Origin of the sequence: Lacticaseibacillus sp. 53-4, from assembly GCF_016861805.1 — a bacterium.
In the GTDB taxonomy this organism is placed as follows: domain Bacteria; phylum Bacillota; class Bacilli; order Lactobacillales; family Lactobacillaceae; genus Lacticaseibacillus.
The window spans coordinates 140,110-161,939 of record NZ_BOLT01000002.1 but is presented as its reverse complement, the minus strand read 5'-3'; the positions used below and the strand labels follow the sequence as shown (position 1 = coordinate 161,939).

Here is a 21,830-nt window from a genome sequence, read left to right as displayed (position 1 = left end):
CCGTGAGTTACGATAATCTGGACATCACCAAGCTGCACGACCAGCTTCAATCTGGCAAAATCACCGCGGCCGCTTTGACCGCGCAGACCTTTGCCGACATCAAGCGAGTCGACCCCGAGATCGACGCCTTTTTGACGTTGAACGAAGCAGCGGCCAAAAAAGCCGCTGCGGCGCAAGACAACGCCGGGATCGCGGCAGATAAGCCATTTGCCGGCGTGCCGGTCGGCATCAAAGACAACATTGTCACCAAGGGTCTGAAGACCACTGCGGCCTCCAAGATTCTGAACAACTTCGTGCCGGTTTACGACGCCACCGTGGTTGAAAAACTGCAGACGGCAGGTGCCATCATCGCCGGCAAGCTGAACCTCGACGAATTTGCGATGGGCTCATCAACGGAAAACTCCGCCTTCAAGACCACCAAAAACGCGTGGGACCAGACCAAGGTGCCAGGCGGCTCGTCAGGCGGCTCTGCCGCCGCTGTTGCCTCAGGTCAGCTGCCGATGGCGCTGGGCACCGACACCGGCGGCTCCATTCGCCAGCCGGCGGCCTTTAACGGCATTGTTGGCCTGAAGCCGACGTACGGCCGGGTCTCCCGCTGGGGCGTGATTGCCTTTGCGTCCAGTCTGGACGTTGTTGGGTCTTTGACCCACACGGTGCGCGACGCGGCTTTGACCCTGAACGTGATTGCCGGTCATGACGAGAAGGACGCCACCACTGCTGATCTGGCTGTGCCGGATTACACGGCAAAACTGGGCCAGTCGATTCACGGGATGAAGATCGCCCTGCCTGAGGAATACCTGGGCGAAGGCGTCGATCCGGCCGTGGCTGAGCAGATCAAGCAGGCCGCCGAGCAGTTCCGCGCCCTGGGGGCGACGGTCGAGACGGTTTCTTTGCCGCACACCAAGTATGCGGTGCCGGCCTATTACATCATCGCCAGCTCCGAGGCTTCCTCGAACCTGCAGCGCTTTGATGGGATTCGCTACGGTTTCCGGGCTAAGGACGTCAAGAACCTGGAAGACGTTTACGTGCGCTCGCGCTCCGAGGGCTTTGGCCCCGAGGTCAAGCGGCGCATTATGCTGGGGACCTTTAGTCTGTCCGCCGGCTTTTACGACGCCTACTTCAAGAAGGCCGCGCAGTTGCGCACGTTGATTGCTCAGGACTTTGACAAGGTGTTTGAAGATTACGACTTCATCATCGGTCCGACCACGCCGACCACGGCGTTCAAGATTGGCGCCAAGGTCACCGACCCGCTCACGATGTACATGAACGACATCCTGACCATTCCGGTCAATTTGGCGGGGCTGCCAGCACTGTCGATCCCAGCTGGGTTGGTTGACGGCATGCCCGTTGGCCTGCAGCTGATCGGCAAGCAGTTCGATGAGCAGACCTTGCTTCAGGCGGCCGACGCGTTTGAAAGCGCGACCGGCTACCAGGATGCGATCCCGGGAGGTGCGAACGAATGAATTTTGAAACCACAATCGGGCTTGAAGTCCACGTTGAGCTGAAAACCAAGTCCAAAATGTACTCACCGACGCCGGTGTCATACGGTGCCGAACCGAACGTCAACACCAACGTAATCGACTGGGGTTTTCCAGGCACGCTGCCGACGATCAACCGCGGGGCGTATTCCTACGGCATCATGGTTGCGCTCGCGCTGCACGCGGACATCACCCGCCACACGCATTTTGACCGCAAGAACTATTTCTACCCGGATAACCCGAAGGCCTACCAGATCACGCAAAGCGAGACGCCACTGGGCACCAACGGCTACGTTGAGATTGAAGTGGACGGCAAGAAGAAAAAAATTGGCATCCACGAGTTGCATGTCGAAGAAGACGCCGGGAAAAACTCGCATGAAGACGACGGGTATTCTTACGTCGATTTGAACCGGCAAGGGACGCCTTTGGTCGAGATTGTGTCCGAACCGGACATCGCCTCGCCTGAAGAGGCCTACCAGTACCTCGAGCAGCTGCGCCAAATCGTGCAGTTCACCGGGGCTTCAGACGTCAAAATGGAGGAAGGCTCGATGCGGGTGGACACCAATTTGTCCGTGCGCCCGATTGGCCAGGACGGTTTTGGAACCAAGACCGAAATCAAAAACCTGAACTCCTTCAACCATGTCCGCGACGGCCTGGCCTACGAGCAAAAGCGCCAGATCCAGCTGCTGATGGCAGGCGGCGAGGTGCGTCAGGAGACGCGGCGCTGGGATCCGGCCAAGAAGGAAACCATTCTGATGCGAGTCAAGGAAGGCGCGGACGATTACCGCTACTTCCCAGAACCTGACCTGCCGCCAGTGTTTGTGTCCCAGCAGTGGATCGATGAGGTCCAGGCCAAGCTGCCAGAGGCGCCGGCCAAGCGCCGGGCACGCTACGTCACAGACTGGGGCATCCCAGAATACGACGCCGGCGTGTTGACGTTGACCATGGAAATGGCCAACTTCTTTGAGGCGACGGTGGCCGCCGGGGCCGATCCCAAGCAGGCGTCAAACTGGCTGATGGGCGAGGTGTCCGGTTACTTAAACGCCGAGCACATGGAGCTCAAGGATGTTGCGCTGACCCCGGCCCACCTGGCTGGCATGATCAACCTGATCGATGACGGCACCATTTCCAGCAAGATCGCCAAGAAGGTCTTTCAGGAAATTATCAAGGAAGACGTCGATCCCAAGGCCTGGGTCGAGGAAAAGGGCATGGTTCAACTGTCTGATCCAGCCAAGCTCACCCCGATCGTCAATGACATCTTGGACAACAATGCCCAAAGCATTGATGACTTCAAGAACGGCAAGTCGCGCGCCATCGGCTTTTTGGTCGGGCAGATCATGAAGCAGACCCACGGCAAGGCCAATCCGAAGGTCGTCAACAGCATTTTGATGACGGAAATTAAAAAACGGTAATTAGGAGGTGATCGCGATGCGCCCACGCGCACGTTTGATCTATAACCCGACTTCGGGCAATGAAGGCATGCGGCGGTACGTCGCGGACATCTTAGACGTGATGGAGCAGGCGGGCTACGAGGCCTCAGCCTTCCAGACCACGGCTGAACCCTTTTCGGCGAAAAAAGAGGCCAGCCGGGCCACCGAGGCCGGGTTTGCGCTAATTGTGGGGGCAGGCGGCGACGGGACCATCAACGAGGTCGTCAACGGCATTGCGCCGCACAAGCACCGCCCCAAGTTGGCCATCATTCCTGCCGGCACCACCAACGACTACGCCCGCGCCTTGCGCATTCCGCGCGAAGACCCGGTCGCGGCGGCCAAGGTCATTCTTAAGGGCCAGACCCTGCGAATGGACATCGGTCAAGCCAATAACCATTACTTCATGAACATTGCCGCCGGCGGCCTGCTGACCGAGCTGACCTACCAGGTGCCATCGGAGTTTAAGTCCATTTTTGGGTACTTCGCGTATGTGGTGAAGGCGGCAGAGATGCTGCCGGCGATTCAGTCGGTGCCGATGCACCTGGAGTACGATGACGGGGTGTACGACGGCCCGGCCTCCATGTTCCTGCTGGCGATGACCAACAGTGTCGGCGGCTTTGAGCAGATCGTGCCGGATTCCAGCATGGGGGATGGCAAGTTCTCGCTGATTGTCGTGAAAACCGGTAACTTCGGCGACATGCTTGTGCTGATCGCCAAGGTCTTAAACGGCGGGCGCCACGTTGATGATTCCAACATCATCTACACCAAGACGTCCAAGCTGGTTGCGACGCGGTCTGACGGCGGCGAGATGAAGATCAACCTCGACGGCGACTACGGCGGCTCGGCCCCGATGACGTTCTTGAACCTCAAGCAGCACATCGAAATGTTTGCCAACGTCGACGAGATTCCCAAGAAGAACCTTGACATTGATCTGGTGCGCCAGCAGGGCTACCTGGAAGAAGTGGAGCACATTTCCCATCAGGACTTGAACGGCGACGGGCAGATCTCCGGCGAGGATAAAAAGTAGCAACAGACGGGCTCTGGTCAGTGAACACTGGCCGGAGCCTGTTTTGCGGCTTGCCAACCGGTCTGGTACAGTGAGTGGAGTCATTTTTCGCGTTGCCGCGCTGCGGCGAAAGGAGGCCCATGGTGGCGAAAACCCCAGTGGTCAAGAACCAAGAACTTGAAGTTGAAATTGAAGATCTGACGTACCAAGGCATGGGGGTGGCCAAGATCGATGGCTATCCGCTGTTCATCGAAGACACGCTGCCAGGCGAAAAAGCGCTGGTGCACGTGCTCAAGACGGAAAAGCAGTACGGTTTTGCCAAGCTCAAGAAGCTTGAGCAGACCTCGCCTGACCGCGCCCTAGCCGTGGATCACACTTACACGCAAACCGGCATTGCGCCGCTGCAGCACCTGGCGTACCCGGCGCAGCTGAAATTCAAGCAGCACCAGATCCAAGAGCTGTTCAAAAAGCAGGACCTCCACATTCCGGTCCGGCCCACGCTTGGTATGGACAACCCAACCGGGTATCGCAACAAGGCGCAGATTCCGGTCCGCCAGGTCAACGGCCAGGCGACCACCGGCTTTTTCAAGCGCCGCAGCCATGAAATGGTGCCGCTGGAAGACTTTTACATTCAAGACCCGAAGATTGACGCTGCGGTGATCGTGGTGCGCGATCTGCTGCGTAAATACCACTTGACCGGGTACGATGAGCAGGCCAACTCTGGGCTGGTTCGGCACATCATGGTGCGCCGCGGTTATTACTCCAAGGACATGATGATCGTGCTGGTGGTCACGTCTTGGGCGGTGCCGCACCAAGACGACATCGTTGCCGGCATCCAGGCGGCGCTGCCGGAAGTGTCCAGCATCATGCTGAACCTCAACGACAAGCGCACCAACGTGATTCTGGGCAAGAAGACACGGCTTTTGGCGGGACATTCTTATCTGACCGACCAGCTGCTGGGCAATACCTTCCACATTTCGCCGCTGTCCTTCTACCAGGTCAACCCGCTGCAAACCGAGGTCCTGTACTCACAGGCCATCGAGGCGGCCGGTCTCACCGGCAAGGAAACCGTGATCGATGCGTATTCTGGTATCGGGACGATTTCCTTGGCCATGGCCAAGCACGCGAAGCAGGTTTACGGTGTGGAAATCGTGCCCGAGGCCGTGGCTGACGCGCGCGATAACGCGAAGCTCAACGGCATCACCAATGTGACCTTCACCGTTGGCAAGGCCGAAGACGCCATGCAGCAGTGGCAACAAGAAGAACTACCAGTCGACGTGTTGATGGTGGACCCGCCGCGCAAGGGGCTGGCCAAGGAATTTATCGCCGCGGTGGGTGTGCTGCTGCCGCCCAAGCTGGTGTACGTGTCCTGCAACCCCGCCACGCTGGCCCGCGACATCAAGGCGCTTGAGGCCTTTGGCTACCACGCGGCGCAAACTCAGCCGGTCGACATGTTTCCCCAGACGACCAGCATTGAAAGTGTCACAGCGCTGACCCGTTAATTCAATTAAAATCACAGGAAGGCTGCCGGCGGGCGGCCTTTTTGCATGAGAAGTTTCACACGATTGTCACATATTGCTTTCAGTAAACTGGTAAAATAGGAGTCATTAAAACTTGGAGGCAATTTGATTAATGAAGGCCTACGCATTTTTGAAGAACACACCAAAAACCACGACCCCGCGCGGCAAGACAATGATGCTGGACAAGGGACTCGGGCTGAACGAAACCGAGGATCTGCTGGCCACGGCCGGCGATTACCTGGATTACGCCAAGTTCGGCTGGGGCACAGCGGCCACGATGGACCGTGAGCTGATTCAGCAGAAGACGGCCAAGTATCGCGATGCCGGCGTGATTCCGTACCCCGGCGGCACGCTGCTGGAAGTCGCGTTGATGAACGGGCAATTTAACGACTTCTTGAAAGAGACGCAGGCGCTGGGGTTTGGCGGCGTTGAGGTCAGTGACGGCTCAACCACAATCGCGGGCAGCACGCGCAAGCAGGTGATTCAGCAGGCCAAAGACGCCGGCCTATTTGTCATTTCCGAGGTGGGCAAAAAAGATCCGACGCTGGATCATGAGCTGTCCATCCACGAGCGGCTGATGCAGATCCAAGCTGACCTGCAAAGCGGCGCCAACTACGTCATCATCGAGGCTCGCGAGGCCGGCAAGAACATCGGTATTTACGACGCAGACGGGAACATCATTGAAGACGAGCTGCAAGAATTAGCTAAAGGCGGCACCGATCAGTTGATTTTTGAGGCGCCACTGAAGAGCCAGCAGGTCGCGCTGATCCGCCAGTTCGGCGTTGGCATTAACCTTGGCAACATCGCCAGCAATGAAGTCACCGCGCTTGAAACACTGCGGCGCGGGCTGCGCGGCGACACCGTGGGTCAGCTGTAATGAAGCGACTGTTCATCGTCCGCCACGGCCGGACGCAGTGGAACGTCGAAAAGCGGCTTCAAGGCGCCAGTGGGGATAGCCCAGTGTTGCAGGATGATTTGACCCCGTACGAGAAGCTGGCCGCATACTTGGATCAGTACCGCTTTGCGGCCGCTTACACGAGTCCGCTGCCGCGAGCGGTGACCTCCGGCAAGCTGATCCTGACGCGCATGCCGCACAATGCCGGCCTGAAGCTGCAGCCAGTGGCCGGTTTGACCGAGATCGGGTTTGGCCAGTGGGAAGGCAAGAAGCGGGCAGAATTAGTCCACAATCACCTGGCTTTGTTTCAGAAGCTGTCCCGGCGCGAAAACGATCCGGGTTTGACCGCACTGGGGGTCGAGGACTTCAACGCGGCAGGTGAACGGTTTGCACAGGCGCTCAAGACCATTGCCGCGGTTCTGCCGGCTGATGCGAACGCCTTGATCGTCACCCACGGCGGCATTGCCCAGCTGGGGATGCGGCACTTGACCGGCAATGACCATTTGCTGGGGCTGAAGAACCTGTCCACCTCACTGGTGGGCGTGGTGGGCAATCAGTATTACGTGGATGTCTACAATCAAACCGCGTACCTGCCGCATGTTGATCTGGATGAGGGCAATGTGTCGATTCTTTAAAACCGCAATGAGTCGCCTGCAGTGCAGGCGGCTTTTTCTTGGCTGCTGGCTAATTGGAAACTGCGATATAATTGACCTATGTTTAACCAAAGGGGACCGCTATGACAATCAAACTGATCGCGACGGATATTGATGACACCTTACTGAATTCCGACAGGCAGCTGACTGCGCACACGATTGACGTGTTGAAACGTGCTTCCGCACAGGGTATCAAGGTGGTGCTGTGCACCGGGCGGCCGGTGCAGGCAGTCCAGCCGCTGCTGGATCAGCTTGGGCTGAGCGGGCCAGATGAGTACGCCATCACCTTCAACGGGGCGGTGACGGTGTCGCTTGCCGGCGAGCAGTTCAGCAACTTTGACTTGGGCCGCAGCGACTTTGCGGCACTGGATCAGTTCGCCAAGGCCCATCAGCTGACTTACAACCTGCGAGACGCCCGAGGCGCCGTCATCACTCCAGACGATAACATCAGTTTTTACGCGGTGCGGCAGGCGTACGACAGCCAGGTGGGCATCACGCGCCTGACGCCGGCGCAGGTCCCGGCAGATTTTCGCTACGTGAAGGGCATGCTGACGGCGCCCAAGGCGGTGCTTGACGCAATCGAACCAAGCGCCCGGGCGGCCTTTGGCGACGCATACTACGTGGTGCGGTCGACGCCATTTTTCCTGGAAGTCATGAATCCAAAGGCCAATAAGGGGAGCGGACTGGCGGCGCTGGCAAAGCGGCTGGGACTGGCTGTTGCCGAGGTGATGGCGTGCGGCGATGAGGCCAACGACTTGCCAATGCTGAAGTGGGCCGGGTGCGCGATCGGCATGGCCAACGGCATTGACGCGGTGAAGCAGGCGGCCACTCATGTGACGCGCGATAATGACCACGACGGGGTGGCCGCGGCGGTCGAAAAATACGCACTGGAGGCTCGGTCATGAGCATAACCTTTCAGCCGGCCCGGCCTGCGGACCTGACTGCCATCATGGTAATTGAACACGCCGGCTTCACGCCCGCCGAGGCGGCCAGTCAGGCCAGCATGGCGGCGCGCATTGCCGCCTACCCGGAAACTTTCATCACGGCGCATCAGGCGGGGCGGTTAGTCGGCTATGTGGTCGGCCCGGCGATTCAGCAGCGTCACTTAACGGACGACTTGTTTGAAATCGCGCAGCCCAATTCAAAGACGGCGCCTTACCTGGCCATCCTAAGCCTGGCGGTGGCCCCGGAAGTGCAGGGCCAAGGCATTGGGTCCGCGCTGCTGGCGGCCCTGTCTGACCTGGGCAAACGGCAACACCGGCGCGGGCTTACGTTGACCTGCCTGGCCAAACTTGTGCCGTTTTACACGCGCAATGGGTTTGTCAGCGATGGTCAGTCGGCTTCAACTCATGCTGGTGAAGTGTGGTTCGACATGGTGAAACAGCTCTAAAGGCGTGGGGGAAGACACAATGAAAAATGAAGCAATCTCGCTAGCGACGAAGCGGCGGTTTTCGGCGGCGTTAAAGGCGGCACTGCGCACACGGCCGTTTGAGGACATCACGGTGCAACAGCTGCTCACTGCCACCGGCATGGCGCGGCCGACTTTTTATTATCATTTTGATGATCTGTTCGGGCTCTTGCAATGGACCTTTGCCAACGAGGCGCTGAGCTTGTTGCAGAAGGATTCGGATTACACCCACTGGGAGGAAGACGTTTACCAGCTGCTGGTTTATTTGGCTAACAACGCTGATTTGTACGCCAACTTCTACGCCAATATCACGTTGGAGCAGATTCAGGCGATTTTCTGTACGCCGATGCTGAAAATCCTGAATGGCTACATTCAGGCCGTGATCACGGCGCGGCAGCTGACGGTGAGTCCCGCGACTCAGCAGTTTGTCGCCGAGTTTTTTGTGGGCGGATTTGTTAGTGTGCTCGTGCGCTGGCTAAAGGCCGGTCTGCCAGAGTCGCCGGCAGCGCTGCGGCAGCAGCTGCACGAGACGATGGATCAGATCATTGTCCAAGTACTCGAAAAGGCGAACAAAACCGGTAATTTGTCAGATGTCTAACAAACGGCAGTGATTGAACATTCTTTAATGCGAATGCATTGCTTACAATAAAGATGTAAGCGAATTCATGAACAGAAAGGATGAGCGTTTATGGCTTTTGTGAATAATGATTTTGGTGACGTGTTGTTGCACCGCGAATCAGTGCGGGACTTTGATCCGAGTGTCAAGATTCCTCGCGAAGAGCTTCAGCAGATGATTTCTGAAGCAATCACAGCGCCGTCCGCCTGCAACCTGCAGGCCTGGCACTTTGTGATCGTCGACGACGAGGCTGGCAAGGACAAGCTTCGGTCCTACTTTATGAAGTTTAACAAGCCGCAACTGGATTCCTGCAGCGCCATGATCCAAATCTTCGGCGACACCTTGGCCTTCAAGGCCTACCGTGATTTGTGGAACAAGGCTTGTGAAGACGGCCGCATCACCCCGGAAAAGCGGGATGAGGTGCTCAACACCTTCTTGCCGCTTTACGAAAAGGCGCCAAAGTCCATGCTGGTCAACGATTCAACTGTTGACAGCACGATTGCCGCCACGCAGCTGATGCTGATCGCCCGGGCACACGGCTATGAGTCCAACCCCATTGGCGGCTATGACACCACCAAGGCGGCCAAGGTCTTCGGTCTCGACCCGGAGCGCTATGTGCCAGTCATGGCCATTGCGCTGGGCAAGCCGGCCAAGAACGGCAAGGACGAGATGAAGTCTGCTCGGTACCCAGCATCTCAGGTTATCGAGTTCGCCTAATCTAAAAATCGACAATACCTCCGCTTGGTTAGCTCGCTGCTAACTTGGCGGAGGCATTTTTGATCGCGCTAGCTCGCGGCAGTCAGTCGACGATCGGCGGCAAGTCCGGGATCAGCATGCGGTAAAGACTAAGCGCCTTGGTTTGCGGCAGGGCAGGCTCGGTGGTCGCCGTTTGCAGGGCAAACCGCAGCAGCGCCGCACCTAGCCAGCCGCTGATGAACGTGCGGTCTTGCGCCGGGTAGTCGCGCGTGATCAGCACCCGCTGCACGGCGCCAATCATCAGGTCCTGGGCGAGGTCCTGCGCGCTCGCCCAGATGATCAGCTGCCACAGCGGCCGCTCTTCCAGCAGCGCGGACACGATCAGCGCGGAGCCGCTTTGAAAGTCCTTGATGGTGCTTTGATCGACGCGGTGTTCGAAGGCGCCGATTTGTTTGAGCAGCTCGACGGCCAAAATGTCCTTGAGATCCTGGTGGTGGCGGTAAAACGTGGCGCGCGACACCCCGGCCAAGCGGCAAAACTCACCGACCTTGAGACTGGAAAAGGGGACGCCTTGGTCGTGCAGCCGCTGCAGGGCCGAAAGCATTTTGACTTGCGAGTGCCGGCTGCGGGCGTCGATTTGCATCCCGCCGGCGAGTTGGATTTTTGCCATGATGTCACCTCGTTTAGGCTATTGTACCAGAACCCAGCTTGACGGCGGCAGGGCACTGTGGTTAAACCGAGGTGAGGTGATTGTGACATGAAAACGGTAAAACTTGGTAACACGAACTGGACGGCGTCAAACGTCGCGCTGGGCATCATGCGCATGGACGCGTTGACCCCAGCAGAGGCCGCCTCCAGTCTGAACGCGGCAGTAGACGCGGGCATCAACTTTATTGATTCGGCTGACATTTACGGGCAAGGGGCGTCGGAAAAGGTCTTTGGCGCAGCACTGAAACAGTCTGGTCTCCGGCGAGACCAGCTGTTCATTCAGTCCAAGGGCGGCATCATTGTCGACCCGGCACGCTCACACGGCAGCCTGGTGTTCGGCAAACGCTACGACTTCTCCAAGCAGCACCTAATCGATGCCGTGGACGGCGAGCTGTCGCGGATGGGCATCGACTACCTGGATGCCTTCTTGCTGCACCGGCCGGACCCGTTGATGGAACCGGAAGAGGTCGCCGCGGCCTTTGACGAGTTGCAGCAGGCCGGCAAGGTGCGACACTTCGGGGTGTCTAACTTTGACCCGCAGCAGTTTGCATTTCTGCAGGAAAATATCAGCCAGCCGCTGCTGATTAACCAGGTTCAGTTCTCTGTCATGCACACCGGCATGGTCAACGCCGGCATGCATGTGAACATGGAAGATCCGCGCTCGGTCAATCGCGACGGCGGGCTGCTGGCCTTTTCGCGGCGCAAGCACGTTACCCTGCAGGCCTGGTCGCCATTCCAGTACGGGATGTTTGCCGGGGTCTACATCGACAACGCCAAGTTCCCGGAGCTGAACGCCAAGCTCGCTGAGCTGGCGGCCAAGTACCACGTCTCGAAAAATGGGATCGCGGTGGCGTGGATCCTGCGCATGCCGGTGCCGTTCCAGGTCATTTTGGGCACCATGAATCCGGCGCACATCAAGGACTCGGCCGCCGGCTCCGACGTGACGTTAACACGCCAGGAGTGGTACGACGTGTACTTTGCGGCAGGCAACGACCTACCTTAATGCGCAACTGTCTAAGAAAGTAAGTCAAAATTGCCTAGTCGCGTTCCATAAAGCAACGCCCAAGCGCACAAACGCCCCTGCACCGCGATTTTAAACCAATCGTGGCGCAGGGGCGCTTGTGTTTTGGGCTAAACCCGCTTTATGTCTCAGCCTCTTTTTAGCCCAGCGTGCGGCCGAGCTGGCGGATGCGGGCGAACACGGCGTCTTCCTGGCGCCTGGCCGCCCAGCCGGCCGTGTGAATTGTGCTGTTGGGCCGGTTCTCCTTGGTGTACAAAATCGCTGGCAGATAGGCGTAAGGGCCGGGCGTCGCGGCGACAAAACTGGCGGTGAACAGGTAGTCCTCGGCAATCGGCAGGGTTTCGTCGAAGTGCAGGTTCGCCGCGTGAATCGCCGCCGTGCGAAACGCCTTGTTCCAGACGTAGCCGCCGACTTCAGTGCCGTGGTGGGAGACCTGGTCGAACATTTCGCGCTGGGTCAGCAGCACTTCCTGTGCTTGCCGCGGTGGGGCCCCGCGGAACCACCGGTAGCCAACTGCCACGGCGGCAATCCCGGGGGTCATCGCGCGTGCCATGACCGCCGCAAAGGTCGGCGCGATGCGGTCATCACCGTCGACAAAGGCCACCGCACTAGTCGTCGCGCGGGCGAGGCCGAAGTTGCGGGCGACCGACACGCCGCGGTGCTCGGCAAACGCCTCGTGGTGAAAATTGGGGATGCCGCGGACAAAGGCGGCGCCGCGCTCAGCAGTCCCGTCGGTGGAGCCGTCGTCCACCAGCCACAGGGTAAAGTCGGCGGTTTGGTGCGTCAAATCGGCCAGCAGCGGCTCAAAGTAGGCGCCGAGCTGGTAAGTCGGGATCACGATTGTCAATGATTCAGCCATGTTACTCACCTCCACGGATAATTATCCGCGAGGCCGGGCGGAAGACAAATAATTGGCTTGGGCTCGGGGATCAAAATTGGCTAGTCGCGTTCCATAAAGCAACGCCCAAGCGCACAAACGCCCCTGCACCGCGATTTTGAAAAACAAATCACGGTGCAGGGACGCTTGTACTTTGGGCTAAAACCGCTTTATGTCTCAGCCTCTTGCGGAACGTTCAGTTAGTTTTCGACGTGCTTGGCACTGGCCAGAACCTTGCCAACGGCTGGGATCTGGCCCAGTGAATCGATGGCGGTACTTGGCATGACCACAGTGTTGGAAGACCCGTTGGCCAATGCTTCCAAGGCCTCGACGTTCTTGTACGTCAGGTACAGGTCGCCGTTGTTCTTGAGCCCTTCGTTGATCGAATTGATCTGGTCGCGTACGGCTTCGGCAATCAGGCGCTGAGACTCAGCTTTACCTTGGGCTTCCAGAATCTGGGTCTGTTTGTTGGCTTCGGCTTGGAGAATGTCAGATTGCTTTTCCCCTTCGGCCTTGGCGATGGCAGCCTGCTTCAAGCCTTCCGCCTCCATGATGTTGGCTTCCTTTTCACGCGAAGCCCGCAGCAGCTTGTTCATGGATTCCTGAATGGTCTTATCGACCTGGATCGAGTCGATGTTGACGCGGTCCACGTTCAGGCCGTAGCCGGCAGTCGTTGTGGCGATCTGCTGGAACAGTGTCTGGTTGATGGTTTCCGTGCCGTTCAGGACATCGTTCAGGTCCATGTTCCCGATGATGCCACGCAGGTTGGCGCGAGTATCCTGGACCATGGACAGCACAGAGTCCTTGTTTTGATAAACGTAGGCGTTAACGTCAGTGATGTGGTACTTCAGGGTTTCTGAAATGCGCACCACAACGTTATCCTTGGTGATGACTTCCTGTTCATCGACCTTCAACGGAATCTGCTTCATGTTGACGATCTCGGTGATGCGGTAGATGAACGGCGGCACCACATGGAAGCCTGGCTGCAGCGTCTGGACGTACTTCCCCAGCCGCTCCACGATGCCGACTTCCCCGGTATGAATAATGGCCATACTGGAGAACAAGATAATTAGTAGAAAAATGGCAACGATGATCACGATTGCCCAAATGATAATTCCGAACATGTTAACTCCTCCTTTGATTGCCGCGAGCGCGGCGCTCAGCTGTGCTAATACTGCAGTTGCCGTTTGGCCAGGCGAACCCCCAAGCCCAGCGCTGAAGCTTCTGCCACTACCACCAGATCACCAGTGGTGGCGGCGTCGAGCAGCCAGTAGTGATAATGAATGCCAAACAAGACGACCTCGCCATTGCCTTCATGGGTGAGGGTGAAAGTCGTGCCAATCAAGCGCTCGTCTAGCATGCTCTGCCTCCTTGCAACTGACCACATCATAGTCTGTTTGGCCAAGGTAAAATCAGTCTTGGGGCTGATTTTACCGGCAACAGTCCAGGTGCAATAACGATCAACACCTTTCATTCTACAGTAAATCTGACGGCTTGCCAGCAAATCGGTATAATAGGGTTAATTTGCGGAAAGGAGCCCTCGGTATGGCAAGACGCAGGCGTAAGCGGCCCATTTACTCAAATACCTACATCAAGCGCCGCCGGATCTGGACGGCGGTGGGGGCCTTAGTGCTCATCCTGGCACTGGTCCTGGGCGGCTGGCTGTGGACTCAGCGCAAAACCGGCGTGGCCAAGTATCCGGTGCGCGGCGTCGCCTTGTCCCAAAGCGACGGCAGTGCCGACTTTCAGGCCCTGCAAAGCTCCGGGCTGGCCTTTGTCTATATGAAAAGCACGCAAGGGGCGAGCTTTTTTGACGACAGTTTTGCCACCAACTACCAGCAGGCAAGCGGCAGCGGCTTGGCCGTCGGCGTGTATCACTATTTCTCCTTTGACAGCGACCCGGCGGCCCAGGCGGATTATTTTGCCGCCAAGGTCGGAAAAAATGTAGGTACGCTGCCGATTGGCCTGCACATCGCCTACTACGGGGATTACGCGACCCGCCCGCCCAAGCCGGTGGTGCTGCGGGCTAAGGTCCAGGCGTTTGTCGTGGAGTTGCGCCGCTACACGACCCGCCCGCTCGTGTTCATCGGCAGTCCTGCGGTGCTTGGCGACCTCAAAGGGATCGACAGCAGCGCCAAGCGGTGGGTGATCAGCGCGCGCCGGCCGCGCTTTGCCGGCGCCGCGTTTTGGCAGGACGGCAAGCTTGAGGCTGCCGGCGACAGTTACTCGGCTGTGGCCTTTCTGGGCACGAAATCGGCGCTGAAGAAGCTGGCGAACTAACAAAATCGTCACCAAACTGTTAGCTGAATCGATGGTTGGCCGGCTTTCGGCAAGCGATACTAGCAGTGAGGTGAGACAAGATGAAAAAATTGTTGGTCGGGTTGATCGTCGTGGTCGCCTTGGCATTTGGCGGCTACAAGCTCGTGGCAGTGCTATCGTACGGCGGCACTTCGTACTACACCAAGGTCACGACGGGCGGCGAGCAGATCACAGAGAAAAGTGATCAGGGCCGCAGTTATACGGATTACCGGTATCGCCTGACCGGGTACGACAAAACCGGGCACAGCCGCTTGCTCGACTTTAACGCCAACAAGGCGCGGCCCCTGAAGCGCGGCGCTTACCTCAAGTTGGTCTACAACGCCAATAAGGGCGTCACCAGCTGGCAGGCCGTGGACCAGGGCTTAGTGCCAGAGCCGGCCCTCAGCCGCCTTAACTAGCTAACTTACCAGAAAAGGCCGTGCACTTCAGACGAAGTGCACGGCCTTTCGCATGCGCGGTGGTTATTCTGAGTCGGTTGGCGCGGCCGGGGTGATGATGTTGTAGGTCGTGTCCTCGGCCTCGTCGTACACCTTAGTTGGACCAGTGGGACCGCTAGTGATGATCAGTTGGTAGCCGTAGTGGTCCAGAAAGGTCAGCCGGTCAGTGGAAATGCCGGTCACCGTGCCGGGCAGCACGCGACCGTCAATTTTGATGGCGAGGTCCTTGGACACGACGATTTGGTGAGTCTTGTTCGTCAGCTCGTCCAGAAAGGCATAGCGGCCTGTGTACTGCTGCGCCAAGGTCTCCATGGGCGTTGGGGCCGTCTGCCCGCGATGGTGATGCCGGTGCGGCACACTGTTTTTTAATCCGCTGATGAGATTGTGCACGAATGATGGCATCTCTTGACCCCCGTTTATGATACCCTCATCATAGCATGCAGTTGTTACGCTGACGTATCAGAATCAAATCGGTCTGTTACAATATCTTTAAAAGCATTTGTTAATAATGAGAAAGGTGGGAGGACTTTGAAATTAGGAATTATCGGCACCAACGGCATCACGGTTCAGTTCGTGCAGGCGGCCGAGGCGACGGGACAGTTCACGCTCACCGCGGTGTATTCGCGCCGCGAAGAAACGGCCCAGCGCTTCATTGCGGAAACACACGAGGCGGCCATTTACACGGACCTGGACGCGTTTTTTGCCAGCGCCATCGACGTTGTGTACATTGCCAGTCCGAACGGCTTGCACGCCGGCCAGGCGATTCAGGCGCTAAATGCCGGCAAGCACGCCATCGTGGAAAAACCGATGGTGACCGATCGCAGTCAGCTGGCCGCTTTGGAAGAGGCGCAGGCCGCGCATCCGGACTTGCTGGTTTTTGAGGCGGCGCGGCACGTCTATGATCCTAACTTCCAAGTGATCGCCGATTACGTCAAGGATCACAAGGGTGCGCTGAACGGCGCGACGCTGGTGAATGCCAAGTACTCCTCGCGTTACGATGCCTACCTGGCTGGGGATGATCCTAACATCTTCTCCCCACGCTTTGGCGGGGGCGCACTGATGGACCTTGGCGTTTACTCTGTGTACGCGGCCATTGGCTGGTTTGGCCTGCCCAGTGAGGTGGTATACCTGCCTAATGTGCTGTCCAGCGGGGTCGACTGCAGCGGGGTGGCGAGTCTGTCCTACGATTTTGGCAACGTCACCTTGCTGATTGGAAAAAACTATATCACTCAGGCCCCAAGCGAAATCTATTTTGGCAAAACCACCTTGAGTTTTGGCGCGACCGGGGTGCTCGACCACGCGCACACCTTTGGCGCCGATGTGCAAGACTTGGCCAAGCCGCAAGTCGACAATCCCTTGGCCTATGAGGCAGACTTCTTTGGCCGCGCCATCGAGACCGGCGACCATGCGGCCTGTGCCAAGGCGTTTAACTTGGCCAAGCAGGTGCACACGGTGATGGGCCGCTTGCGTGCGACGACAGACATTCACTTCGGGACAGACCCGGAATAGGAGACAACATGCCAATAGCTTCGATGTTTCAACCCCTGTGGGACGCTTCCGGCTTCAAGGCCGAAACGCCAATTCAGGAACAAGTTTATCAGCCGCTCAAGGACGGACGGTCACTGGTCGGATTAGCCCCGACTGGCTCGGGCAAAACGCTGGCCTTTGCGCTGCCGCTGCTCGAGCAGACCACGCCAGGCGCCGGGTTGCAGCTGCTGGTGGTCAGCCCGTCCCAAGAGCTGGCGATTCAGACCCGTGACGTGCTTCGGCCCTACACCCAGGCGGCCGGCCTGCACCTAGTCGGGGTGACCGGCTCGGCGAATGTGAAGCGCCAGCTCGAACAGCTCAAGGAGAAGCCCGAGGTGATCATTGCCACGGCCGGGCGGCTGCTGGAGCTCGTGCAATCCCGGCGCCTCAAGCTGGCCACGCTTAAGACCATCGTCATCGACGAGGCGGATGAAATGCTGCGCGAGCCGGGCCTCAGTCAGGTCCGTGAGCTGGCCCAGGCCGCGCCGGAAGACGTCCAGCTGACCTTTTTCAGCGCGACGGAAAGTCCGCTGTTCAAGGACCTGGCCAAAGAGTTCGGCCAGGAAGTGGAAATCATTGACGTGCGCGATATCGACCACACCCAAGGCGCGGTCATGCATTATTTTGTGCAAACCGACAACGCCCACCGCGAGGTCTGGCTGCGGCACCTGGCGCACCTGGACAAGTTTCAGGCCCTGGTGTTCTTCAATCAAAATGCGGTGATGATGAAAGTTGCGCGCACACTCAGCCACCAAAGCGTCAAATTCGCGGTGTTGAACCGCACCGACCGCTCGACGACGCGCGCCAACGCCTTGAACGCGTTTCGCAAGGGTAAGGTGACGTTGCTGCTGGTCACGGACTTGGCCGGACGCGGGCTTGACATTCCGCACCTGCCGGCCGTGATCAACTACCAGACGCCAACCCGCGCGGAGGCCTACATTCACCGCGCCGGCCGGACTGGCCGCATGGGCGCCAAGGGGATGGTGGTGACGCTGGGCGACGACCACGACCTGCGCGATTTGCGCAAGTTGGTGCCGCAGTACGACATCGTGCGCGGCTACCTGAACGACGGCAAAATGTCCACGGAAGCGCCGAAGGAAGAAGCAGCGACGCCGAAACTTGCCAAGGCGCCGCGGACTGCACCCATCGTGCCAGCGGCTCAGGCGCCCGCGCCGGTGGCTTCAGGCCAGCCGGTTGAAGCGGTCAAGGCCGCACCGGCGAGGAAGAAACACCACAAGAATCGGCTGCGGGATCGCAAGAACAAGGGCAAGCGGCGAAAAGCTTAGCCCCCTTGCGTCAGCGCTGCCATTAGCTGATAATAGTGGTATAGACAACGCGATGTGCGCGAATATTCGGAGGCCTTTTTAATGAAAGTAACCAGTACTGTTGATGCACCCGTGTCATTTTTCTATCAAAAACTGATTGATTCGGTGCTGTACGACATTAAGCACGAAACCGGGCAAGACTTGACGTTTGCCCAGCTGGCGGGTTTTGAATACAAGAAGTCGGTTGGCGCGCGCGGCACGATTCGGATCAAAATCTCGAAGCTGGTGCAAAATCAAACTTACGCCTTCGATACGATTGCCGGCGGTGATACTTATCACACGCGCTACGATCTGGCCGGCACAGAGGACGACAAGACCGATGTCGTCTATCACGAAAACGCCGAGTATGCCGATGACATCAAGAAAACCAACAACACGATCATGATGATCCTGATCGGCTGGAGCAAGAAGCGCCGCATGAAGAAAATGTGGGACTCGGTTGCCGCGTCGTATCAAGACGGTGAATAACAAAATGGGGCTCGCTCAGGCGGGTCTTTTTAATTACATCAAAAAAGACCAGAAATTAGATTTCTGGTCTCGCTTTAGTTCGGTGCTGCGCTCTATCGGAATCGAACCGATGATCTTCTGCTTAGGAGGCAGTTGCTCTATCCTGCTGAGCTAAGAGCGCGAATACGATAATTCTGCGCTAAAGCTGAATTGCTGTCAACTGGCCGGGGGGCACTGGATTCGGCCAAAGGCGCCTGGCCGGCGTGGTACAATGGCCAAAATAAACCGAAAGGGGGTCATCTGGTGATCTATCTGCAAACAGTTGGCGCCACGCTGGTGATTTTGCTCGCATCGGCCATGATTTTGTCCTGGCTCAACGCGCGGACCATTCAGCACATTGTCAATGTGACGGGCAAGTCGAACGCACAGTTGTGGGAGATGTTGCCAGGGCTGTGGGTTCACGAAACGGCGCACGCGCTGGTGGGCCGCCTGTTTGGGCTACATATTCAGGAGTTTTCCGTGCACTAAAGCGCAGATCGGCGCGCGGCCGGGCACGTGACGTTCAGTTTCAACAAACACTCCTTGTGGCAGCGCCTGGGGTTGTTTTTTGCCGGCGGCGCGCCAATCTGGACGTTCGGCGCAGTGGTTCTGGTCATTGGCAAGCGGGCGTTTTGGCCGGGGCAGCCGCTAGCGCTGGTCGGGCTGGGCACGATGATGCCGGCCTGGCCTTGGGTCGGCGCATGGCTGCTGCTCACGCTGCTCCTGAGTTTCGGAGCCAGCCTGTCGAGCGCCGATCTGCGCACCATGATGCGCGGGCTGCCGGTGTTTGCGGTGCTGCTGCTGGCGGCAGCTGGACTGGTGAGGCTTGTGGCCCCCGCTGGCCTTTTGACTTGGGTGAGCCTGAATGTGCTGGCGGGCTGGGTCGCCGGTTTGCTGGTGCTGGTTGCACTGGGGATGAACGTGCTCAGTCACCTGGTGTGGCGCTGGTCGTCTCAAATATAAGTGATAGTTGATTATTTTAATAATCATATTCATTGCGCAAGGCCGATATATTCAGTTACGCTTATATTAGGCAGGGGAGAGCCCTGCCACAACGTATCCCCGAGGAGCCGGAAGAATCGCTTTTCCGGTGCTAATGCGACCGCGCTCGTCCTAGGCAACGCGGGCGGCCGCTCTCGATTGTTGACATTGGATGGTGCAGTGCCAGAGTGGTGCGGCCATCTCGACAATCCACTGAAGGGAGTGGGAACTATGTTACATCTGATCTGGGTCCTCATTATTGGGGCAGTGATTGGTGCAATCGGTTCGATGATCGTCGGCCGCGATCTGCCAGGTGGGTGGATCGGGAATATCATCGGCGGGCTCGTTGGGGCCTGGGTGGGCGGCAGCCTGCTCGGCAACTGGGGGCCGAATGTCGCCGGGATGGCCGTGATTCCGGCAATCATCGGTGCAATTGTGGTCGTGCTCATCGTTTCGCTGCTGATCGGCACCCTCGGCAAGAAGCGTGACCGCGCCTGACCGCGGCGGCTGAAGGAGGGAAAACGATGCGACCACTGACCAAAGCAGGCCTCGGCCTGGTGGCCATCATCGGGCTCGTCCAGGCGCTAGCCGTCATGGCGTTGACCTGGCCGCTCGCTGGGGTTCGCACCTGGCTTTTGCTGTACTGGCAGCCGGCGCACTGGGTCCTGTTCGGCCTGGCTGCGTTTGTCGGCCTCGCGTTTTTGATCATGCTGCTGGTTGCCGTGCTGAGGCCGTCAACGACGACTAAGCTGGTGCTGGCCAATGACCGCGGCGACTTGTCTGTGTCCAAGCAGGCGGTCGAAAATGCGGTGGCGAAGGCTGTCGCCGCCGCACATCCGGTCAAAGGCGTCACTGTCGATGCCACAATGCACAAGACGCAGGTCAAGCAGGCGACCATTGATGCGTACAGCCTTGAGCCCACCAACTTGAAGACGCAAGTTGAAGGCATTGAGGCGACCGCGCAAGGCAAGCTTGAGCGGCTGCTTGGCGTTCCGGTGAAGAAGATCAAGGTCAACCTTCACCCTGGCACGAAGGCCCCAGGCAATGCCGCCCGGGTGCTGTAGTGAGAAAGGAGACGCCATGCCAAAATACCTGACAGGCGCGCTGATTGGCGGCGGCATTGCCCTCGCCTGGCTGCGCTTCGGTTTTCTGGGAATGTTGTTTGTCGCGCTGATGGCGACCGGCGGCTGGGCCGTTGAAAAGTACCTTTGGCCTCGCCGCGCGTATCTGATGGCCTTTTTCCAAAATGGGGCGGTGAACCGCCGGCGGGAGGTGAGGTGATTGCCAATGCAAACTGTAACCGAGCCTGCCAGCACCACGGCGGCGACCAGCTCCAAACTGACCTTTGAACCCTACGTCCTGGAGAAGATTGCCGGCATCTGCGCGCAGCAGATCCCGGGAATTCTCGCCATGGATGGCAATGTCGTTGACAAAATGGCCGAAAGTCTGGGCCGCGATGAGAAAATTACCAAGGGCATTAAGGCCGAGGTGGGCGAGCACCAGGTCGCCATCGACATGACGGCGTTGCTCGAATTCGACGCTGACGCCAAGGCCGTGCACGAGGCGCTGATCACGGCGGTGCAAGCTGCTGCGCTGCGCATGACCGGCCTGCAGCTGGTCGAGCTCAACTTGCACGTCGCGGATGTTTTGACCAGAAGTGAGTGGCAGAAGCACCAGGCTTGACTTTACCCGACCACTGTTGACAGGCCGCTTGATTCGGCCGCTGCCAAAGGAGGCCAAGATGACTAACGAAGACATGAAGAAGAACTTGAACCGCTTAGATAAAAGCACAACGGATCTGTACGGCAATCAGGGTCTGCAGGACGCTAAGAAGCCGGAAATGGCAAGTGGGCACCACGACCCTGATGCCGCCGACCATGAGGAAAACCGCGCCCAAGCGCTGAAGAAGGAGTTGCGGTTTGACGATGCGGTCATCCAAAAAATTGCCGGCATCACCGCCGGCGACGTGGACGGTTTGCTACGCCTGGAAGGCGGCATGTTCCATGACATGACCGACTTTTTGCGCAAGGATGCCGACCCGAAAGCTGGTGTTGCCGTGAATGTGGACGACAACCAGAAGGTCAAGGTGGAACTGGACGCGACGATGCGCTACGGCGAAGACGCGCCCAAGGTGTTTGACCAGGCCACCGACGAAATTGTCAAGAACGTGAAGCAAATGACCGGCATGGATGTGACCGAAGTGAAAATGACGGTCAAGGATATGCTGACGGATGATGAAATCGCGGCCGAAAAGGCCAAAGCAAGCAAGGACGACAAGGATTTGGACCGCGATATGCAGCCGGCCTAAATCGCGTTTGCCACCACCCGAGCCGCGCAGCCCCCTGCGCGGCTTTTTCAATTTTTAAAAAGAATCGGGCTTGCGACGGACGCCAAAGATGTGACGAACCGTCATAATAATCTGGAGGTAATCGACGCTGCGGCGAAAA

Annotated in this window: 28 protein-coding genes and 1 tRNA gene; 23 read left to right on the top strand and 6 right to left on the bottom strand. The window is 58.2% G+C overall.

Annotation, left to right across the window (positions count from 1 at the left end; genetic code table 11):
* Positions 1 to 2 precede the first annotated feature (2 nt).
* The 10 genes from gatA to JUF21_RS01680 all read left to right on the top strand — a co-directional run bounded on the left by gatA (position 3) and on the right by JUF21_RS01680 (position 9,723).
* Complete coding sequence (gene gatA / locus JUF21_RS01725; RefSeq protein ID WP_203662754.1) at positions 3 to 1,463, top strand: Asp-tRNA(Asn)/Glu-tRNA(Gln) amidotransferase subunit GatA; 1,461 nt, start codon at positions 3 to 5, stop codon at positions 1,461 to 1,463.
* On the top strand, positions 1,460 to 2,890 hold the full coding sequence (gatB, locus tag JUF21_RS01720) for an Asp-tRNA(Asn)/Glu-tRNA(Gln) amidotransferase subunit GatB (RefSeq protein WP_203662752.1): 1,431 nt from the start codon (positions 1,460 to 1,462) through the stop codon (positions 2,888 to 2,890). Before gatA ends, gatB begins: the two co-directional genes overlap by 4 nt.
* 16 nt (positions 2,891 to 2,906) lie before the next feature.
* Positions 2,907 to 3,935: a diacylglycerol kinase family lipid kinase gene (locus JUF21_RS01715; protein WP_125757145.1), complete on the top strand. Its 1,029-nt coding sequence runs from the start codon at positions 2,907 to 2,909 to the stop codon at positions 3,933 to 3,935.
* Positions 3,936 to 4,057: 122 nt separating this feature from the next.
* Complete coding sequence (gene rlmD, locus JUF21_RS01710; RefSeq protein ID WP_203662750.1) at positions 4,058 to 5,416, top strand: 23S rRNA (uracil(1939)-C(5))-methyltransferase RlmD; 1,359 nt, start codon at positions 4,058 to 4,060, stop codon at positions 5,414 to 5,416.
* Positions 5,417 to 5,546: 130 nt separating this feature from the next.
* A complete protein-coding gene (locus JUF21_RS01705) occupies positions 5,547 to 6,311 on the top strand; it encodes a phosphosulfolactate synthase (protein ID WP_203662748.1) in 765 nt (254 codons plus the stop codon).
* A complete protein-coding gene (locus JUF21_RS01700; RefSeq protein WP_203662746.1) occupies positions 6,311 to 6,964 on the top strand; it encodes a histidine phosphatase family protein in 654 nt (217 codons plus the stop codon). The genes JUF21_RS01705 and JUF21_RS01700 overlap by 1 nt, the downstream gene beginning before the upstream one ends.
* A gap of 101 nt (positions 6,965 to 7,065) precedes the next feature.
* Positions 7,066 to 7,887: a Cof-type HAD-IIB family hydrolase gene (locus JUF21_RS01695; RefSeq protein WP_203662744.1), complete on the top strand. Its 822-nt coding sequence runs from the start codon at positions 7,066 to 7,068 to the stop codon at positions 7,885 to 7,887.
* Positions 7,884 to 8,372: a GNAT family N-acetyltransferase gene (locus tag JUF21_RS01690; protein ID WP_203662742.1), complete on the top strand. Its 489-nt coding sequence runs from the start codon at positions 7,884 to 7,886 to the stop codon at positions 8,370 to 8,372. Before JUF21_RS01695 ends, JUF21_RS01690 begins: the two co-directional genes overlap by 4 nt.
* 19 nt (positions 8,373 to 8,391) lie before the next feature.
* The gene (locus tag JUF21_RS01685; protein ID WP_203662740.1) at positions 8,392 to 8,988 is read left to right on the top strand and encodes a TetR/AcrR family transcriptional regulator C-terminal domain-containing protein; all 597 of its coding nucleotides are present in this window, start codon (positions 8,392 to 8,394) and stop codon (positions 8,986 to 8,988) included.
* A gap of 90 nt (positions 8,989 to 9,078) precedes the next feature.
* A complete protein-coding gene (locus tag JUF21_RS01680; RefSeq protein WP_203662738.1) occupies positions 9,079 to 9,723 on the top strand; it encodes a nitroreductase family protein in 645 nt (214 codons plus the stop codon).
* Between the two features lie 82 nt (positions 9,724 to 9,805).
* Here JUF21_RS01680 and JUF21_RS01675 read toward each other — a convergent pair whose 3' ends face one another.
* Positions 9,806 to 10,372: a hypothetical protein gene (locus tag JUF21_RS01675; protein WP_203662736.1), complete on the bottom strand. Its 567-nt coding sequence runs from the start codon at positions 10,370 to 10,372 to the stop codon at positions 9,806 to 9,808.
* A gap of 87 nt (positions 10,373 to 10,459) precedes the next feature.
* On the opposite strand from JUF21_RS01675, the gene JUF21_RS01670 reads away from it, so the two are divergent.
* Entirely contained in the window at positions 10,460 to 11,413 is a 954-nt protein-coding gene (locus JUF21_RS01670; protein WP_203662734.1) for an aldo/keto reductase family oxidoreductase, read from the top strand.
* 157 nt (positions 11,414 to 11,570) lie between these two features.
* Here JUF21_RS01670 and JUF21_RS01665 read toward each other — a convergent pair whose 3' ends face one another.
* The 3 genes from JUF21_RS01665 to JUF21_RS01655 all read right to left on the bottom strand — a co-directional run bounded on the left by JUF21_RS01665 (position 11,571) and on the right by JUF21_RS01655 (position 13,668).
* Positions 11,571 to 12,299 carry a glycosyltransferase gene (locus JUF21_RS01665; RefSeq protein WP_203662766.1) on the bottom strand — a complete coding sequence of 243 codons (729 nt, stop codon included), beginning with the start codon at positions 12,297 to 12,299 and terminating at the stop codon, positions 11,571 to 11,573.
* A 209-nt stretch (positions 12,300 to 12,508) separates the two neighbouring features.
* Positions 12,509 to 13,432: an SPFH domain-containing protein gene (locus tag JUF21_RS01660; protein WP_056989310.1), complete on the bottom strand. Its 924-nt coding sequence runs from the start codon at positions 13,430 to 13,432 to the stop codon at positions 12,509 to 12,511.
* Between the two features lie 44 nt (positions 13,433 to 13,476).
* Positions 13,477 to 13,668, bottom strand: coding sequence for a hypothetical protein (locus JUF21_RS01655; RefSeq protein WP_125757331.1), 192 nt, complete (start codon positions 13,666 to 13,668; stop codon positions 13,477 to 13,479).
* Between the two features lie 185 nt (positions 13,669 to 13,853).
* On the opposite strand from JUF21_RS01655, the gene JUF21_RS01650 reads away from it, so the two are divergent.
* Together JUF21_RS01650 and JUF21_RS01645 are read left to right on the top strand one after the other, a co-directional pair.
* The gene (locus JUF21_RS01650) at positions 13,854 to 14,588 is read left to right on the top strand and encodes a GH25 family lysozyme (protein WP_203662732.1); all 735 of its coding nucleotides are present in this window, start codon (positions 13,854 to 13,856) and stop codon (positions 14,586 to 14,588) included.
* Between the two features lie 80 nt (positions 14,589 to 14,668).
* On the top strand, positions 14,669 to 15,025 hold the full coding sequence (locus JUF21_RS01645; RefSeq protein WP_203662730.1) for a YxeA family protein: 357 nt from the start codon (positions 14,669 to 14,671) through the stop codon (positions 15,023 to 15,025).
* Between the two features lie 63 nt (positions 15,026 to 15,088).
* Here the strand turns inward: JUF21_RS01645 and JUF21_RS01640 are convergent, their stop codons facing one another.
* Complete coding sequence (locus tag JUF21_RS01640) at positions 15,089 to 15,466, bottom strand: DUF4828 domain-containing protein (protein ID WP_225419396.1); 378 nt, start codon at positions 15,464 to 15,466, stop codon at positions 15,089 to 15,091.
* A 126-nt stretch (positions 15,467 to 15,592) separates the two neighbouring features.
* On the opposite strand from JUF21_RS01640, the gene JUF21_RS01635 reads away from it, so the two are divergent.
* The 3 genes from JUF21_RS01635 (at position 15,593) to JUF21_RS01625 (ending at position 18,384) form a co-directional block, all read left to right on the top strand.
* A complete protein-coding gene (locus JUF21_RS01635; protein WP_203662728.1) occupies positions 15,593 to 16,573 on the top strand; it encodes a Gfo/Idh/MocA family protein in 981 nt (326 codons plus the stop codon).
* Positions 16,574 to 16,581: 8 nt separating this feature from the next.
* On the top strand, positions 16,582 to 17,877 hold the full coding sequence (locus JUF21_RS01630) for a DEAD/DEAH box helicase (RefSeq protein WP_203662726.1): 1,296 nt from the start codon (positions 16,582 to 16,584) through the stop codon (positions 17,875 to 17,877).
* Between the two features lie 81 nt (positions 17,878 to 17,958).
* Positions 17,959 to 18,384 (top strand): DUF3284 domain-containing protein, encoded by a 426-nt coding sequence (locus tag JUF21_RS01625; RefSeq protein ID WP_125757321.1) that lies wholly within the window; start codon positions 17,959 to 17,961, stop codon positions 18,382 to 18,384.
* Between the two features lie 86 nt (positions 18,385 to 18,470).
* On the opposite strand, the gene JUF21_RS01620 is transcribed toward JUF21_RS01625, so the two are convergent.
* Positions 18,471 to 18,544, bottom strand: a tRNA-Arg gene (locus JUF21_RS01620).
* A 122-nt stretch (positions 18,545 to 18,666) separates the two neighbouring features.
* Between JUF21_RS01620 and JUF21_RS01615 the strand changes: the two genes are divergently transcribed.
* The 7 genes from JUF21_RS01615 to JUF21_RS01585 all read left to right on the top strand — a co-directional run bounded on the left by JUF21_RS01615 (position 18,667) and on the right by JUF21_RS01585 (position 21,691).
* On the top strand, positions 18,667 to 18,891 hold the full coding sequence (locus JUF21_RS01615; RefSeq protein ID WP_203662724.1) for a hypothetical protein: 225 nt from the start codon (positions 18,667 to 18,669) through the stop codon (positions 18,889 to 18,891).
* 27 nt (positions 18,892 to 18,918) lie between these two features.
* Complete coding sequence (locus tag JUF21_RS01610; protein WP_203662722.1) at positions 18,919 to 19,365, top strand: hypothetical protein; 447 nt, start codon at positions 18,919 to 18,921, stop codon at positions 19,363 to 19,365.
* A 249-nt stretch (positions 19,366 to 19,614) separates the two neighbouring features.
* Positions 19,615 to 19,881: a GlsB/YeaQ/YmgE family stress response membrane protein gene (locus tag JUF21_RS01605; RefSeq protein WP_125757317.1), complete on the top strand. Its 267-nt coding sequence runs from the start codon at positions 19,615 to 19,617 to the stop codon at positions 19,879 to 19,881.
* Positions 19,882 to 19,907: 26 nt separating this feature from the next.
* Positions 19,908 to 20,447 carry an alkaline shock response membrane anchor protein AmaP gene (gene amaP, locus JUF21_RS01600; protein WP_125757315.1) on the top strand — a complete coding sequence of 180 codons (540 nt, stop codon included), beginning with the start codon at positions 19,908 to 19,910 and terminating at the stop codon, positions 20,445 to 20,447.
* A gap of 16 nt (positions 20,448 to 20,463) precedes the next feature.
* Positions 20,464 to 20,664: a hypothetical protein gene (locus JUF21_RS01595; RefSeq protein ID WP_203623390.1), complete on the top strand. Its 201-nt coding sequence runs from the start codon at positions 20,464 to 20,466 to the stop codon at positions 20,662 to 20,664.
* Between the two features lie 6 nt (positions 20,665 to 20,670).
* Positions 20,671 to 21,066, top strand: coding sequence for an Asp23/Gls24 family envelope stress response protein (locus JUF21_RS01590; protein WP_203662720.1), 396 nt, complete (start codon positions 20,671 to 20,673; stop codon positions 21,064 to 21,066).
* Between the two features lie 58 nt (positions 21,067 to 21,124).
* Entirely contained in the window at positions 21,125 to 21,691 is a 567-nt protein-coding gene (locus tag JUF21_RS01585) for an Asp23/Gls24 family envelope stress response protein (protein ID WP_239061418.1), read from the top strand.
* The last annotated feature ends 139 nt before the right edge of the window (positions 21,692 to 21,830 follow it).

What these genes read in the sequence shown, in the direction of transcription:
- gatB (WP_203662752.1), top strand. Translation starts at nt 1,460, where the DNA reads ATGAATTTTGAAACCACAATCGGGCTTGAAGTCCACGTTGAGCTGAAA.
- JUF21_RS01715 (WP_125757145.1), top strand. Translation starts at nt 2,907, where the DNA reads ATGCGCCCACGCGCACGTTTGATCTATAACCCGACTTCGGGCAATGAA.
- JUF21_RS01705 (WP_203662748.1), top strand. Translation starts at nt 5,547, where the DNA reads ATGAAGGCCTACGCATTTTTGAAGAACACACCAAAAACCACGACCCCG.
- JUF21_RS01700 (WP_203662746.1), top strand. Translation starts at nt 6,311, where the DNA reads ATGAAGCGACTGTTCATCGTCCGCCACGGCCGGACGCAGTGGAACGTC.
- JUF21_RS01695 (WP_203662744.1), top strand. Translation starts at nt 7,066, where the DNA reads ATGACAATCAAACTGATCGCGACGGATATTGATGACACCTTACTGAAT.
- JUF21_RS01690 (WP_203662742.1), top strand. Translation starts at nt 7,884, where the DNA reads ATGAGCATAACCTTTCAGCCGGCCCGGCCTGCGGACCTGACTGCCATC.
- JUF21_RS01685 (WP_203662740.1), top strand. Translation starts at nt 8,392, where the DNA reads ATGAAAAATGAAGCAATCTCGCTAGCGACGAAGCGGCGGTTTTCGGCG.
- JUF21_RS01680 (WP_203662738.1), top strand. Translation starts at nt 9,079, where the DNA reads ATGGCTTTTGTGAATAATGATTTTGGTGACGTGTTGTTGCACCGCGAA.
- JUF21_RS01675 (WP_203662736.1), bottom strand. Translation starts at nt 10,372, where the DNA reads ATGGCAAAAATCCAACTCGCCGGCGGGATGCAAATCGACGCCCGCAGC.
- JUF21_RS01670 (WP_203662734.1), top strand. Translation starts at nt 10,460, where the DNA reads ATGAAAACGGTAAAACTTGGTAACACGAACTGGACGGCGTCAAACGTC.
- JUF21_RS01660 (WP_056989310.1), bottom strand. Translation starts at nt 13,432, where the DNA reads ATGTTCGGAATTATCATTTGGGCAATCGTGATCATCGTTGCCATTTTT.
- JUF21_RS01655 (WP_125757331.1), bottom strand. Translation starts at nt 13,668, where the DNA reads ATGCTAGACGAGCGCTTGATTGGCACGACTTTCACCCTCACCCATGAA.
- JUF21_RS01650 (WP_203662732.1), top strand. Translation starts at nt 13,854, where the DNA reads ATGGCAAGACGCAGGCGTAAGCGGCCCATTTACTCAAATACCTACATC.
- JUF21_RS01645 (WP_203662730.1), top strand. Translation starts at nt 14,669, where the DNA reads ATGAAAAAATTGTTGGTCGGGTTGATCGTCGTGGTCGCCTTGGCATTT.
- JUF21_RS01640 (WP_225419396.1), bottom strand. Translation starts at nt 15,466, where the DNA reads ATGCCATCATTCGTGCACAATCTCATCAGCGGATTAAAAAACAGTGTG.
- JUF21_RS01630 (WP_203662726.1), top strand. Translation starts at nt 16,582, where the DNA reads ATGCCAATAGCTTCGATGTTTCAACCCCTGTGGGACGCTTCCGGCTTC.
- JUF21_RS01625 (WP_125757321.1), top strand. Translation starts at nt 17,959, where the DNA reads ATGAAAGTAACCAGTACTGTTGATGCACCCGTGTCATTTTTCTATCAA.
- JUF21_RS01605 (WP_125757317.1), top strand. Translation starts at nt 19,615, where the DNA reads ATGTTACATCTGATCTGGGTCCTCATTATTGGGGCAGTGATTGGTGCA.
- amaP (WP_125757315.1), top strand. Translation starts at nt 19,908, where the DNA reads ATGCGACCACTGACCAAAGCAGGCCTCGGCCTGGTGGCCATCATCGGG.
- JUF21_RS01595 (WP_203623390.1), top strand. Translation starts at nt 20,464, where the DNA reads ATGCCAAAATACCTGACAGGCGCGCTGATTGGCGGCGGCATTGCCCTC.
- JUF21_RS01590 (WP_203662720.1), top strand. Translation starts at nt 20,671, where the DNA reads ATGCAAACTGTAACCGAGCCTGCCAGCACCACGGCGGCGACCAGCTCC.
- JUF21_RS01585 (WP_239061418.1), top strand. Translation starts at nt 21,125, where the DNA reads ATGACTAACGAAGACATGAAGAAGAACTTGAACCGCTTAGATAAAAGC.